Raw genomic sequence first — 12952 nt, 5'->3', positions numbered from 1 at the left:
TATAGAAGAAACATGATGATTATTGTTTGTTGACGCTTGTTTGTTTAGTTTTCAAAGAACAATTATTCCGCTGCTTCAATTAGAGGCAACTTTTATATCTTATCAGTTTAATAGCCTGATGTCAACATATTTTTTCGATTTCATATCGTCGCTATTTTAAGTGCAACTTTTATATGATACCAATCTTCTGCCCAGATGTCAACATGTTTTTTGTTGCTGTTTCAGAAGCAACTTAATTAATGTACCACGCAGTCATCTTCACGTCAACAACTTTTTTCAAAACAACTTATTAACTAAATTGATGTTGTTAACTGCGGGCGACTGTTTTTACATATTATCACCGTATCCATTAAAGGTCAACACATTTCACACCTTGAAATTTATGGTAACTATTTGTGAATAATAAAAATCCGGCTGGACATTACGACCAGGCCGGATTGTACTCTTATCATCAAATAATTATGTTTTTCATCTATTATAAATAATTAAGTTTGCTTCTATTTAGAAACAGATATTACGTTTTCTTCACCAAGATCGACATTTCCAGCTTTATTGATCATTACTGATTCTCCAGCAGCCAGATTAGTAAACACGATCGGGGTTATAATAGAAGTAGCATGTTGTTTTATTAAATCAAGGTCTGCCTTAAGCAATGGCTGTCCTTTTTTCACACTGTCGTTTTCTGACACAAGAGATTCAAAACCTTCACCTTTTAAGTTAACAGTGTCAATTCCGACATGAATCAAAATTTCACGTCCTGAATCGGACAGTATGCCAATCGCATGCTTTGTCGGGAACAGGTTGACGATTTTTCCGTCAACTGGCGACACTATCGTACCTTCAGTAGGAATGATGGCAAATCCATCTCCCATCATCTTTCCGGAGAACACCGCGTCAGGAACTTCAGTAATTGGCTTGATTTCACCTTTTAATGGAGAAACAAACATATCATCGCTGCTTTGCGCGGTTTGCAATGCTTCTGGAGTCACTTCTTCAATTTGTTGTTCTGCCTCTTGGGAAGGCTTCGTTTCGACAACAAGCGGTTTTTTACCGCTCATAATATCCTTCATTTGCCCTTTGATTGTTTCTGAACGAGGCCCAAAGATCGCCTGGATATTGTTGCCGACTTCAAGTACACCAGCGGCACCAAGTTTTTTCAGCTGTTCTTTGTCAACGTTTTTAATATCGTTCACTGATACACGAAGACGTGTGATACATGCATCAAGATGAGCTATATTTTCCTGGCCGCCCATGGCATCAAGGATATTGTACGCAAGGTCGCCAGCTTGTCCTTTTGTTCCTTCTTCCTCTTGTTTTACTTCTTCACGTCCTGGAGTCATCAAGTTAAACTTCCGGATTGCAAAGCGGAAGCCGAAATAATAAATAACCGCAAACACGAGACCAACAGGAATAACGAGCCAGGCATTTGTTTGAGGGTTGATCAAGCCGAACAGGATATAGTCAATTAACCCACCCGAGAATGTCATCCCGATTTTTACATCCAATAAATGCATTGTCATGAATGACAGGCCTGCAAAAATAGCATGGATACCAAATAGTATTGGCGCCACAAACAGGAATGAGAATTCTAAAGGCTCAGTGATACCTGTCAGGAAAGACGTCAACGCCGCAGAGACCATAAGTCCGCCAACGACAACTTTCCTTTCGGGACGTGCTTCGTGATAAATGGCCAATGCAGCAGCAGGAAGACCAAACATCATGAACGGGAATTTACCTGTCATAAATGTACCCGCAGTCAGATTTTGTACATTATCTCTTATTTCAGCCATGAAAATACGCTGATCCCCGCGGACGGTGTCACCAGTAGCTGTTACATATTGCCCAAATTCATACCAGAACGGCGAATAGAAGATATGATGCAAACCAAACGGTATCAATGAACGTTCAATGACACCGAAGATAAACGCTGACAGTGTTAAATTGGCATGTACCATGTTTTGCGAAAATGCGTTCAAGGCATTCTGGATAGGAGGCCACACAATAAGCATCGCCAAACCTAAAAGAACTGCAGTTCCTGCTGTTACGATAGGAACAAAGCGTTTTCCTGCAAAGAAACCTAAATAAGAAGGCAATTCGATTTCATAGAACTTGTTATAGAGAGCCGCAGCGATAATACCAACGATAATGCCTCCAAACACACCTGTTTGCAGCGTAGGCACTCCAAGTACATTTGCATAATTCAAACCATTGACATCTTTAGCTTCAAGTCCTAATACAGTACCCATAGTTACATTCATAATAAGATACCCGATAATCGCGGCTAATGCAGCGGTACCTTCCCCGCCGGCCAATCCGACAGCAACACCAACAGCAAACAACAACGGCAGGTTGCCAAAAACGATGTCACCCGCTTTTTGCATGACTGAAGCCACCATTTCCACCCCGCCATTATCGAGGAAAGGCGCCAGTTCCAATAATGCAGGGTTCCTTAATGCGGCACCCAGGGCGAGCAGTATTCCGGCAGCTGGCAGCAGCGCTACAGGCAACATTAGTGCTTTACCAACTTTTTGTAAAACACCAAAAACTTTTTTAAACATGAGGAAAAACCTCCTTTTAATATAACTAATCTCACTGAAGCGGTTACATCCCTGAAAAAATAAAAGGCATGAGCAAGAATTGACTAAAAGAAGCCTAGGGAATATTTACCCTAAAACTGTCTTTGAATCACATTCTTTACTCATGCCTGATCGAATCAGTAACACGTAAAACAACGTAATATATTATTTAATTTTCTTCTGAAGCCTCTGCAAATGCATTGTCAGATAAACAGCTTCAGCATCATATACATGTTTTTTCAAGGAATGTTGCATCACTTTAATGAGTTTCCACGAAAGATTGTAGCACAGGGGATATGTTTCTTTCAATAGGGCAGAAATATTTTCCGGTTCTTCAAGCTGTTCCCCGTGATTTACTCTCTCTATGGTAAAACGGAGATGGCGCACAAGCCTGGTATAATCAATACTGTCTTTGTCGATCGTGAAGTTTAACTCGTCTTCAATCATATTCACCAATTTGGAAACTAACTGGGAATGCAGGTTGATCTCAGACAGCTCCTTGTTCATGACGGCACTATGTATATGCAAGGCGATGAAGCCGACTTCCCCCTCGGGCAGATGGATTGCGGTCTTTTGTTCGATTAACCCTACAACTTCTTTGGCGATTTCAAATTCTCTCGGATACAGCGTTTTCGTTTCCGTCAAAAAGGGATTCTTAAATTCAATCCCTGTGGACAGCCTGTTAATGGCAAACATGATGTGGTCGGTCAAGCCGACATGGATATGTTCATTTAGCGTTGCGCCAGTTTTTTTCTTTATCAGTTCAATAGCAGAAATGATGGTTTCCTGGAGGTCATTACCCATAAACGGCAAAAGCTTTATATAATCTTGCTGCTCTTTTTCGTTCTTGAGCACAAACATTTTCTCGACGCTGTCCCTGTCGATGATTTCACCCTTCTTACGGTTAAAGCCGATGCCTTTCCCGATTAAAATTACCTCTCCATAGGAACTATGCTCAGCAATCATGACATTGTTATTCAAGACCTTCTTGACCGCAATCTTTTCCATCCAGTATCTCCGTTCCAGGTATTCTCCGTCTAATCGTATAGCAGACAAAAAATGAAGTCAAGAACAGGGGACTTCTTTAACAACAGCGCGTTAAGACTAAGTCTTTATTCCCATTTTTCTTATAAAAAAAGAAGCCAGCAACAGCCGGCTCCCTGGTGATTATGTTAAGAAAATGAAGTACAGGACAAAGATAACAAAGAAAATATACATGATTGGATGAATTTCTTTTGTACGGCCTTTGACCATCATAGTAACTGGATAGAAAATGAAACCTGCAGCAATCCCTGTTGCAATGCTGTAAGATAGCGGCATCGCTATGATTGTCAAGAAGGCTGGCACTGCAATTTCAAAACGGCTCCAATCAATTTTGCCGAGCGATGAAACCATAAGCACACCGACGATAATCAACGCAGGAGCTGTAACTGGCGATGTCACGACCGATAACACCGGGAAGAAGAACAACGAAAGGATAAAAAATCCGGCTGTTACAAGGGCAGCAAAACCGGTTCTGGCCCCGGAAGCAACACCTGCTGATGATTCAATGTATGACGTAGTTGTCGATGTTCCAAAAATTGCCCCTAGGATTGAAGCAATCGAATCAGCGAACAGGGCCTTTCCTGCACGAGGCAGCTTATTTTCTTTCATTATGCCGGCCTGATTGGCGACTGCAACCAGTGTTCCGGCATTATCAAAGAAGTCAACGAATAAAAACGTCAAGATAATACCCATCATTGTTGCTGTGTAGAAAGAAGGGTCGCCGAAAGCAGAAAACAACGCGCCAAATGTGGGCTCCAGGCTTGGAACAGGGCCGACTACTTTTTCAGGTTCGTCAATGAGATTAAACATAATACCAGCGATAACTGTAATCACCATTCCGTAGAATACAGCCCCGTTAATACCCCTTGTCATCATGATGACAGTGACCAGCAGACCGAAAATCGCAAGCAGTGTATTTCCGTTAGCCAAATCACCTAACCCCACAAGTGTAGCGTCATTATTAACAATGATTCCGGCATTTTTCAGGCCGATAAACGTAATAAAAAGACCTATTCCCGCTCCTACAGCATGCTTTAAATCAACAGGGATTGCATTGATGATTTTTTCACGAAGACCCGAAATCGTCAGCAGAAGGAAGAAAACTCCTGAAATGAAAACAGCCGCAAGGGCATGCTGCCATGGTGCTCCGCTTCCCAGCACGACCGAATAAGCGAAAAATGCATTTAAGCCCATACCAGGCGCAAGTGCTATCGGGTATTTACCTAAAAGACCCATAATGATCGACCCTACTGCTGCAGCCAGGGCTGTCGCTACAAAAACTGCCCCATAATCCATGCGCAGTGCATCAGGCAAATCTTTCACATCCGCAAGTGTCAATGTTAATGGATTGACAATCAATATATAAGCCATAGCCAGGAAAGTAGTCATCCCGCCCAAGAATTCACGGCGGTAATTCGTGCCGAGTTCTTCAAATTGGAAATACTTCTTCATTTTTTTCCCTCCTGTTTTTTTTGCGCCATTACATCGATAACATTAAAAAAACGTCCCGGGCTCAGCCGGAACGTTGACATACAGGAAGTATAATGCGGCCAGGGATCGTTATATAAAAACGAATAAGATCAACTAACAGTGGTCCCTGTGGCATTAACCTCGTAGTCAAGCTATTTACGGCAGCTCGGTAGAAACTTTTGGGCCATATCCCCAAGATTATACGACGTATTATGACAAACTTCTTATTTCTTATTCATTGTAACAGTATCTTTAGTCTCAGTCAACAAAAAAACGAACATTTTTACATGTCCGCTTTTTATTGTTCGTCTTTTACACCGATCTTCTTTGCTGCTTAAGCATACAAACCCAGTTCAAACGAACTCACAAGCCTACTTATTCCCATTCAATGGTTGCAGGAGGCTTGCTGGTGATATCATAAACGACCCGGTTTATATGTTCCACCTCATTCACGATCCTGGTGGAGATAATTTCCAGTACATCCCACGGGATTCTGGCCCAGTCGGATGTCATCCCATCGATTGAAGTGACTGCTCGAATGCCAATTGTGTAATCATAAGTCCGTGTATCCCCCATGACACCGACGCTGCGGATGTCAGGCAACACGGTAAAATATTGCCAGATGTCCCTGTCAAGACCTGCTTTTTTGATTTCATCCCTGAGGATTGCATCTGACTCCCGGACAATCTCAAGCTTCTGTTCCGTAATTTCACCCAGGACCCGAATGCCGAGACCCGGCCCAGGAAACGGCTGCCTCCAGACGATTTCATCCGGGATGCCAAGCTCCGTGCCAAGTGCCCTCACTTCATCTTTGAACAAAGTGTTCAATGGCTCGATGAGCGTGAACTGCATATCCTCCGGCAGCCCGCCAACATTATGATGCGACTTTATCGTCTGTGCGGTGGCAGTACCGCTTTCGATAATATCGGTATAAAGCGTTCCCTGTGCAAGGAATTCGATTCCCTCAAGCCTTGCCGCTTCATCGTCAAACACATAGATAAATTCATTGCCGATGATTTTCCGCTTTTGCTCGGGGTCAGACACACCTTTCAATTTATCGAGGAAGCGGTCCTTCGCCTCTACCTTGATGACATTCATGTTGAACTCATCAGCAAAGGTTTTCATGACTCCTTCCGCCTCAGCTTTGCGCAATAACCCATGGTCGACAAAAATACAGGTGAGCTGGTCGCCAATCGCTTTATGGATCAACACGGCTACAACAGAAGAGTCGACTCCTCCGCTCAATGCGCACAGTACTTTTTTATCCCCGACTGTCTGGCGGATTTTTTCAATTTCGAGATCAATAAAGTTTTCCATCGACCATTCGCCTTTGCAATGGCAAATTCCAAACACGAAATTTTTCAAAAGGTCATTGCCATATACAGAATGGCGCACTTCCGGATGGAACTGCACTGCGTAAAATCCCCGGCTTTCATCACTCATCGCAGCAATCGGGCATGAAGGATTAACCGCGTCGACCGTAAACCCTGGAGGTACTGCTGTTACATGGTCTCCATGGCTCATCCAGACCAATTGCTCCTCCGGTGTTCCGCCAAATAAAGGATTTTCGGATTGCAGTGTGATCGTTGCTTTTCCGTATTCCTTGTGTTTCATGCGTTCCACTTTACCGCCAAGCTGCAAGGTCATGAGCTGCATGCCGTAGCAAACACCCAGAATCGGCACGCCGAGTTCGAAAATCTTTTCATCACAGCGGAAGGCATTTTCGCCATAAACGCTGTTCGGCCCTCCGGAAAAAATGATACCTTTCGGGTTCATCCCTTTTATTTCTTCAGCTGTTACCGTATGGGGATGGAGTTCGCTATACACTCCGAATTCGCGGATCCGGCGTGTTATCAGCTGGTTATACTGGCTGCCGAAATCCAGTACCACTATCATTTCCTGATTCTCTAGCTCAATCTTTTTGGACACAGACTCACCTCATTTGTCATAACCCTTGTCTGTTATTCTTCCACACACAAGCATTTTTTTACAAAAAAATAGAATTCCCCTTTATATAAACAGAAAGGCAGAATTCCAGTTCCACAAAAAATCTGCCTTCATAGTCAGACCATTTGCGGTGATCCGGTAGAAACTTTCGATCCATATCATCGAGGATATATGAAGGTTGCACTATTAATTTTTACATTGTACCAGCATAATAAAATTCCGGTCAAGCACTGGCCTTTTTAATTAAATTTTCCCACAATTGTTTACTCTCTGCCCAGGAACCCTCCTGAAGCTTTCCTCTGTATAAAAACTCTTCATATCTGGAGGTCAGCCTGCTCATCTCCTTTGATGAGAAGAATCCATCGACATAGCGTGCATAATCTCTTAAAGTCTGGCCGTTTTTGCGTTTCAGTCCGTAAAGTTCAAGCTGGTGCAGCAATGCCAGATAAGCCTTGGCGAGATATTCATCATTTTTCTTACGTTTATACAAAAAGATGTAATATGACGGCAACCATTTAACCCGCTTCCGATAGACCCATACTGAAAGAGCAGCGACAGCGGCCGCGCCTGCCACCAACCATTCCCAATCGTTCTTGAATAACATTTCTATTTGACTCCATACACCTTTAAAAGAGAATGATGCTTTTCCGGTATCCACAGGATCTTTTTTTTCAGGCTTAACTGGAGCTGCAGCAGGTTTTGCCGGCTCCTGCTGTGCCTGTGTGCCGGATGATGCCGGGGTATCGAAATTGAACTGCACATTGTTTGAGAAACCCTGGGTAGGTTCGAACGGTACCCAGCCGACTTCAGGAAAATAGACCTCCACCCATGAATGGGCATTGTTGTTGGTCACTTCGTATATCCTGCGGCTTTCCTCGCCAAGGTCCCTGTATTCTCCCTCAGTATAGCCTTTTACCCAGCGTGCAGGTATGCCAACGGTTCTAAGCAGGACGGCCATTGAACTGGAGAAATTATCACAATATCCTCGCTTCGTTTCAAACAGAAATTGGTCTACATAGTCATCCCTATTTCCGGGGACGGCCACATCCTGCTGATCATAGCTAAATTCTGGATTGTGCAAATACTGTTCAATTTTTCTTGCTTTATCGAACCATGACGTTTGCCCTTCTGTTATTTTCAGAGCCAATTCATGCACCCGTTTTGGAAGTGACGGAGGCAGCTGGGTATACCTTTCAATAAAGTCCTCCGGCATGCCTGACTGGGCTGCATCCACTGTCTTCCGCATGCTTGACACGCTGTAAGTCGGCGCTTCGTACGACACGGTATATGATTCAACCGCAGCCGCTTCATTTGCCCGGACTGAATTAATTTTTTCAGTATAAGTGTTAATGTAAAAAGAAATGTCTGTTCCTGCGGAAATCCTTTTTACGCCATGTGGATAAATTACATGGGGATGCCTTATATATGAAAATACCTCGCTGGACCTGTCCTGAGTCTCAATCCCCTCAACAAAGGATATCACCGGTACAGTTTCCCCCTCGAGGAAATGCCGCAATTGCTGCTCCTCATCAGGAAGGATCCAGCCCTTGCCTGTGTAAAGATCCTTTGTTTCAACCTTCCAATAATGGCGTGCTTCCACATTTGTCCTGAACACGACCTGGCTGTCACCAATAAAAGGGCCGCCCAGCCTGGAATCATCCGTTCCATAGCCTACCCGCTGCGTGCCTCCTATTCCGTCGCCGGCTCCCTTGCCGTATGATTTGATAAAAGGCACCGGATCAGGCCAGATCGGGTCAGCTTTTGGCGCTGCATAGCCGATTCCGACACTGCAGGCAATCATGACTACAAGCGGGACCATCCACTTTCGTGAATGAAGGAATTTTTTCTGAATCGCTTCCCTGTCAACCAGCCTGTAATAGGTGAGCATCCCCATGACAGCAAAACCAGCTATCACCGTCCTCACTATAGCATTCGTGGCTTCATATGGAGTGAACGTGTCCAGCACTGTTATATAGACTAATGTCATAAAGAAAAAAATGAAAATTTGCTTCCTGTTAATAAGCCAATACCGAATTAAATAGGACATTAGCCAGAGAAGGATGAAAAACAGGAGCGACCGGAATACATTGGTAATTTCACTCCATTCCGAGTCCCAGACCAGTCCGATGTTTTTGATAAAATCACCGACAAACAGGCTGAGCCAACGCGAGTCAAAGAATGAGCCTTCATAATATAAAAAGTGAAGGGCATATAAAATGAAGATGGACTTCACAAAAAACCCGGGAATAACAGGCATGCCGAGCATGGACATCATTAAACAAATAAAAATGAAGAACAAGAATATCCCCAGGTGTCCGGTAGCCGTCAATTCCTCAAGTGGCCTCAGCCATTCCCAGAGAAGCAAAAAACTGAATGTATATAACAACCAAACTGCAAGATCGGCTTTTCTTTCCGGGTGGGTCATCCCCTCTTCACCTCCGAAAATGCGTCTTTAAAACCGCCCTCATGAACGAGGGTTACGGCAACGCCCCGTGCATTCGCGGCTGTTTTCAATGCAAGCTCATCCTGTGCAGGCAGTTCCTTGCCTTTTTTTATAAGGAATATCGTGACTGCACCATTTCGCTGGGAGTAAAAACTCGCCTTTTCAACGAGCCCCTTCGTCAGCTGGGCTGTGACAAGCATCAGGGTGACATTCTGGTGCGCCAGAAAAGTTTCCCCTTCCATCACCCTATCAAGTGTAACAGGACTGTTGTCCCTTATTTTTGCAAGATGATAGAACAATTGCTGCTGCTGAATTTCGCCTCCGCGAATCGGGTAAGCTGCCCTCTCAGAGCTGGCTGTTAAAAGCCCGACCTGGGCGCCCTTTCGCAAAATGGCTTTTACGAGGGAAGCCGTGAAGGATACGATTGTCTCAAATCGCTTGTCAGGAGCGCAATCCATTATGATCGATACATCATGGGTTTGACGCTGTTCAAATTCTTTCGTCATGATGTCATTCCGTTTAGCCGTCGCTTTCCAATTAATCCAGGAAAAGCGGTCTCCGGGCTGGTATTCCCTCACACCAATCGCCATGGACGTGTCCCGTTGGACTCTCTCTTTTGACGCAGTCATCCCCTGGTCATAATGATTCTCAAACGGATTGTAAACGAGAGGTTCGTATGCAGGGTAAACAAGGATTTTATCCTCTACAGGAACTAGCGTTTCTTTCTCTATCAAACCAAGCGGGTCACCTGTTTTAATGCGAATCCCGCTAAAAAAATGTTCGCCCCTTGGCAGCTCGTCCACTGTATATTCGAAATGGAACACTTTATTGAATCCGGGGAACAGGAATGATTTCGCAGTCTTCATTTGGCTGTGTTCTGCAAGAGATTCGCTCGCCTGCTCCTCAGCTACGGTGTACAGCAGCGGGAAAGGCGTGTTTCGTTCCAATATGACACTAACCTTTAATTTCTCCCCGGCATTGTATTCTGCTTTTGTATAGATGCGTTCTGCAGTAATATCCTTTAAGCCGTAAAACGTTAACCCCAAGGCATAAAGGGCAAAAGGCAGAAAGCTGTAAAACAGGAACCAGCTTACAAACCCGCCCTGGAACATCGCATACGAAAACGCGAGAAGGATCAGCAAAAATAACACGAGCAGCTTCCAAATTTCTTTTACTCTTTTAAGCAATTCTCTCATTTATTTCACGAGCCTTTGCACCGGGACTGGAACTCGGGCAAGCACACGGTTCACTACTTCTTCTGCGGTTATCCCTTCAAATCTGGCTTCTGACTTTAAAATGAGCCGATGGGAGAACACGAACGGCGCGAGGTACTGGACATCATCGGGCACGACATAATCCCTTCCGTACATGAATGCAAACGCCTGGGATGCTTTCATTAAAGCAATTGAGCCGCGCGGGCTTGCGCCAAGATAAACACTGCCATGGGTACGGGTACGGTCGGCGAGTTCAACGATATACCTTTTAATCGAGTCGTCAACGAACACATCTTTTATGTCCAGCTGCAGTTCCCGTAATTCTTCAAGGCTCACTACCGGCCTGAGGTCCTCGATCGGCGGGACCTTTTGGGCCCTGTTCAGCACTTCCATTTCTTCATTGAGTTCCGGATAACCCATCTTCATTTTTAATAGAAAGCGGTCCAGCTGCGCTTCAGGCAACGGATATGTACCCTCATATTCAATCGGATTTTGCGTCGCCATTACGAAAAACGGCCTTTCCAATCTGTGTGTGACACCATCGATTGTCACACTACTTTCTTCCATCCCCTCCAGCAGGGCTGATTGGGTTTTTGGGGAAGTACGGTTAATTTCATCCGCCAGGATAATATTGCCCATGATTGGGCCAGGCCTGAACTGAAACTCCATTTCCTTTGGATTATATATTGATACACCGGTCACGTCAGAAGGCAGCAAGTCCGGTGTAAACTGAATCCTCTTAAACGTGGCGCTCACTGATTTGGCGAGTGCCCGGACCATCATCGTTTTCCCCACACCCGGGACATCCTCAAGCAGGACATGCCCTTCAGCAAGCAGGGCAATGAGGCTCAGCTCTGCCACATTCCGCTTGCCCGTCATAACTTTATCTATATTCTGCAGAATTCTTTCAATTGCCGGGTTCATTTTTTCGTGCACTATTATTCCTCCCTAGTTTATCGATCGAATGAAAACAAAATCTATCAATTTATTATGATATATCATTTCAATTATATAATATATTCGCCATTTTCTGTAAACATCCTGTACCGTGAGTGTGTAAAAATTGCTCCATTAAGATTTAGACGGTTAAAATCATAGAAAGTTTCAGATTCATAGTACGTAAATATTTCCTCAGCAAGGAAAACAATAAAAAAACACCTCTAACCACAGTGGATTTGAGGTGCAAGGTTTTACGTAATTTACCGTTCTACCGTTCCGACGTAAACGTGATTAGCGCCTTTTAGAGATTTGAATGATCCTTTTAAACGTTTCTCCATTGTATGCATAGGCAGCCACTCTGCTGGGTTCACGCTTTACTTCGATTCCTGAATAGCAAGTAAGAATACAATATTGGAGATAGCAGAATCACTAAAACAACCGGCAAGCCGATGAATTCTTCAAAGCTATCTGACAGAAAAGGTAAAATCATAAACATCAATCCGCCAATGATAAACGCTTTTCCGCCAAAACGTTGTGTTCTTTTCCAGTTATTCTCGTCATTAAGCGCCCACGGAGTTTTGATGCCGACGAAGTAGTTTGGTTTCGTTTGAGGCATGTAATTTCCTATCACGATAAATGAAGCGCCGATGATGATGGGGATGACCAGCCCAACATTTACCTTATAACCAAGGCCTGACAAAATCACCAGCAAATTGATGACGAAAAACAGCAGTAACGATGATAGATGTATAATCGAGTAACCTTTAGAGAAATACTTATAATTTTCCTTTTTCGGATCAATTCTTGGAATAAAAACAAGCAGTAGATAAACGAAAATCATGATGCCTATGGACATGAACATTGTGAAAAGTTTAGGGGCATATCCATCCACCTCACCACTTACATTCCAATGGATCGGCATTTCCCCTGGCAGTTTACCGTAAAAAACCAGCCAAAAAATAATCGTACTCACAATCAACGTAATCGGCAATACATGCTTGTTCAATTTAATCCTCCTCACTTCTCCCGGTTGTTTTATCTGTAAAGTTTAGGGCCCAGCTCACAATCTCCTGAAAAACCGTCGTATTAAGGGAATAAACCACAAATTGACCCTTTTTCTCGTCATGTACAAGGTCCGCATGCTTAAGAATTTTTAAATGCTGTGAAATGCTGGGCTTCGTCATGTTAAAGTGATCAGATATTTCCCCAGCGGTCAAATCCTGCTGCTTTAGCAGATCCAATATCTTTCGCCGTGTTGGATCCGATAGGGCCTTAAATGTATGCTGCATTATCATTCTTTCCTTTGATATTTAAGTATT

The 12952-nt window shown here is 43.8% G+C and carries 9 protein-coding genes and 2 riboswitches; all 9 genes read right to left on the bottom strand.

Translation table 11 applies throughout. The features are described from left to right. Nucleotides 1–497: 497 nt before the first annotated feature. Nucleotides 498–2558: a glucose-specific PTS transporter subunit IIBC gene (gene ptsG, locus CVD19_RS04760; protein WP_101580733.1), complete on the bottom strand. Its 2061-nt coding sequence runs from the start codon at nucleotides 2556–2558 to the stop codon at nucleotides 498–500. Between the two features lie 183 nt (nucleotides 2559–2741). Continuing rightward, the gene (gene glcT, locus CVD19_RS04755; protein ID WP_101580732.1) at nucleotides 2742–3584 is read right to left on the bottom strand and encodes a glucose PTS transporter transcription antiterminator GlcT; all 843 of its coding nucleotides are present in this window, start codon (nucleotides 3582–3584) and stop codon (nucleotides 2742–2744) included. A 159-nt stretch (nucleotides 3585–3743) separates the two neighbouring features. Beyond that, nucleotides 3744–5072 carry an NCS2 family permease gene (locus CVD19_RS04750; RefSeq protein WP_101580731.1) on the bottom strand — a complete coding sequence of 443 codons (1329 nt, stop codon included), beginning with the start codon at nucleotides 5070–5072 and terminating at the stop codon, nucleotides 3744–3746. A 142-nt stretch (nucleotides 5073–5214) separates the two neighbouring features. Next, nucleotides 5215–5316: riboswitch (purine riboswitch) on the bottom strand. Nucleotides 5317–5465: 149 nt separating this feature from the next. Beyond that, nucleotides 5466–6986, bottom strand: coding sequence for a glutamine-hydrolyzing GMP synthase (guaA, locus tag CVD19_RS04745; protein ID WP_180953519.1), 1521 nt, complete (start codon nucleotides 6984–6986; stop codon nucleotides 5466–5468). 144 nt (nucleotides 6987–7130) lie between these two features. Continuing rightward, nucleotides 7131–7232: riboswitch (purine riboswitch) on the bottom strand. A 28-nt stretch (nucleotides 7233–7260) separates the two neighbouring features. Further along, nucleotides 7261–9462, bottom strand: coding sequence for a transglutaminase domain-containing protein (locus tag CVD19_RS04740; RefSeq protein WP_101580729.1), 2202 nt, complete (start codon nucleotides 9460–9462; stop codon nucleotides 7261–7263). Beyond that, nucleotides 9459–10676, bottom strand: a complete 1218-nt coding sequence (locus tag CVD19_RS04735) for a DUF58 domain-containing protein (protein ID WP_101580728.1) — start codon at nucleotides 10674–10676, stop codon at nucleotides 9459–9461. Before CVD19_RS04735 ends, CVD19_RS04740 begins: the two co-directional genes overlap by 4 nt. Beyond that, nucleotides 10677–11618, bottom strand: coding sequence for an AAA family ATPase (locus CVD19_RS04730; RefSeq protein ID WP_101580735.1), 942 nt, complete (start codon nucleotides 11616–11618; stop codon nucleotides 10677–10679). A gap of 382 nt (nucleotides 11619–12000) precedes the next feature. Continuing rightward, entirely contained in the window at nucleotides 12001–12639 is a 639-nt protein-coding gene (locus CVD19_RS04725; protein ID WP_142383501.1) for an SdpI family protein, read from the bottom strand. 1 nt (nucleotide 12640) lies between these two features. Continuing rightward, nucleotides 12641–12922 (bottom strand): autorepressor SdpR family transcription factor, encoded by a 282-nt coding sequence (locus CVD19_RS04720; RefSeq protein WP_101580726.1) that lies wholly within the window; start codon nucleotides 12920–12922, stop codon nucleotides 12641–12643. Nucleotides 12923–12952 lie beyond the last annotated feature (30 nt).

The organism is Bacillus sp. T33-2 (genome assembly GCF_002860205.1).
Taxonomy (GTDB): Bacteria; Bacillota; Bacilli; order Bacillales; family Cytobacillaceae; genus T33-2.
This window is presented reverse-complemented; position numbering and strand designations above follow the sequence as displayed.

What these genes read in the sequence shown, in the direction of transcription:
- CVD19_RS04735 (WP_101580728.1), bottom strand. Translation starts at nt 10,676, where the DNA reads ATGAGAGAATTGCTTAAAAGAGTAAAAGAAATTTGGAAGCTGCTCGTG.
- guaA (WP_180953519.1), bottom strand. Translation starts at nt 6,986, where the DNA reads ATGATAGTGGTACTGGATTTCGGCAGCCAGTATAACCAGCTGATAACA.
- CVD19_RS04740 (WP_101580729.1), bottom strand. Translation starts at nt 9,462, where the DNA reads ATGACCCACCCGGAAAGAAAAGCCGATCTTGCAGTTTGGTTGTTATAT.
- glcT (WP_101580732.1), bottom strand. Translation starts at nt 3,584, where the DNA reads ATGGAAAAGATTGCGGTCAAGAAGGTCTTGAATAACAATGTCATGATT.
- CVD19_RS04750 (WP_101580731.1), bottom strand. Translation starts at nt 5,072, where the DNA reads ATGAAGAAGTATTTCCAATTTGAAGAACTCGGCACGAATTACCGCCGT.
- CVD19_RS04720 (WP_101580726.1), bottom strand. Translation starts at nt 12,922, where the DNA reads ATGCAGCATACATTTAAGGCCCTATCGGATCCAACACGGCGAAAGATA.
- ptsG (WP_101580733.1), bottom strand. Translation starts at nt 2,558, where the DNA reads ATGTTTAAAAAAGTTTTTGGTGTTTTACAAAAAGTTGGTAAAGCACTA.
- CVD19_RS04730 (WP_101580735.1), bottom strand. Translation starts at nt 11,618, where the DNA reads ATGAACCCGGCAATTGAAAGAATTCTGCAGAATATAGATAAAGTTATG.